Source organism: Pluralibacter gergoviae ATCC 33028 = NBRC 105706, from assembly GCF_001598855.1.
Lineage (GTDB): Bacteria > Pseudomonadota > Gammaproteobacteria > Enterobacterales > Enterobacteriaceae > Pluralibacter > Pluralibacter gergoviae.
Window position 1 is genome coordinate 1 of the sequence record NZ_BCZS01000081.1, and the last position, 1,752, is coordinate 1,752.

Consider the following 1,752-nt stretch of genomic DNA (forward strand, 5'->3'; position numbering starts at 1 on the left):
GTCGCGGTAGGGATACCCGTTACCGGATACCCCCCGCACAGATCCCGGCGTGCGCGATTTACGCACCGGGCTCCTGCCTCGGGTGTCTGGCGGTGAACCGCTCCACAGGCCATGGATGAAGAACCCGAACCCTTGGTAGCCATGCGGCTGCCAGTTTGTTTGCTTTCGTCCAGGTCGTATCATCCTTCTGGCTCCTGCGCCTGAGCGCCCGGCGCCAGAGGTTTGTTACGTGTGTCCTGAACTTCTGCATGGTGGGGAAGTTGCCCGGTACCGAGTGATAGTTCAGGTATCCCTGAACCACTCTCCTGAGCCATTTTCCCTGTTCGGGGATTGAGTAATGCCAGCGCCTTCGCAGACCGTCTTTGATGGCTTTCAGAGTTGCCGTCATCCGATCCCGGCGGGTCTTTCGTATCAGCATGAACCTGCCGTTGCGATCTTTCCCGCTGATGTGCGTGAACCCGAGGAAGTTGAACGTTTCTGGTTTGCCTTTTCCCCTGATGGCACGGTTTTCGGCAGCGAAGCGGCCGAACTCCATCAGACGCGTTTTCTCCGGGTGAACCGTGAGTCCGAACTCCCTCAGTCTGCGCTGCATGGCTATACGGAAGCGCCGGGCATCGTATCGTTTGTCGAACCCGATGACGATGTCATCGGCGTATCTGACCATTACCACATTGCCTGTGGCATAGCGACGTCGCCACTGATGCGCCCACAGATCGAAGACGTAGTGGAGGTATATGTTTGCCAGCAGCGGTGAGATGACCGCACCCTGTGGGGTGCCTTCCTCCGTTGCTCGCCATTGACCCTCCTCCGACGTCCCGGCTGTGAGCCACTTACGTATGAGCCTGATTACCCTCCGGTCGCCGATCCGATGCTCTGTGAACCTGATCAGCCATTCGTGGCTCACCCTGTCGAAGAACTGACTGATGTCGGCATCCAGTACCCAGTTTACGTTAGTGCGTACCAGCCCTGTGGCCAGTGCGTCCAGTGCATCGTGCTGGCTTCGCCCGGGTCTGAACCCGTATGAGAACCCCATAAAGTCGTTTTCATAGACTGCGTTCAGGATTTTCACCAGCGCATACTGGACGATCTTGTCCTCCAGCGAGGCGATGCCGAGCGGGCGTTGTTTTCCATCCGCTTTTGGGATGTAGTGACGCCTGCCGGGCTGCGCCCTGTAGCTGCCCTGATGTAGCCTCCGGTGCAGATCTGTTATGTTGTTCTTCATGTTTCCGGCGTAGTCCATCCACCTGATGCCATCCACTCCGGCGGCCGCTTTCCTGCTCAGGGAGAGGAATGCGGCTTCCAGTGCTTCGACTGTCAGCAGGTGGAACAATGCTGTAAACCGTTCTTTCTTCCGCTGCTTCGCAGCTTCCCGCACGCGTGACAGCCTCTGTGACATGCTTTCCCGGCTCTGTGTCCGGCGCATGTGTGGCTGTTCCGCGTTCCCCTTGGCCCCGCTCCTTCGCTCCACTGACTCCGCTCCTTTCGGGTTGTTCGCCTGCTTCGCCGCTACTATGAGCGAGTCCGACTTCTCCTCTCCGTACATCACCGGCTATGACTCCTCGTCTTCCCGGTGCGGGCCATCTCCGACACTGGCAGATGGTCAGAGGGGAGATCTCCCGGTTCCCGCGTAGAGATCGTATTGACATGCCAGGGTCTCAGACCCCGCCGGGTCCATGTGGCACTCGCAGTATCGCACCCTATGATGTTGCCTTCCGTTAACAGTACAACGTCGGCACCCGGTAATTTAATATA

General features: G+C 58.3%; 1 protein-coding gene. It reads right to left on the reverse strand.

What is annotated here, in order from left to right; all coding sequences use genetic code 11:
- Positions 1-58 precede the first annotated feature (58 nt).
- Positions 59-1,546: a group II intron reverse transcriptase/maturase gene (gene ltrA / locus ENGE1_RS26165; protein ID WP_004178082.1), complete on the reverse strand. Its 1,488-nt coding sequence runs from the start codon at positions 1,544-1,546 to the stop codon at positions 59-61.
- Positions 1,547-1,752: the final 206 nt, after the last annotated feature.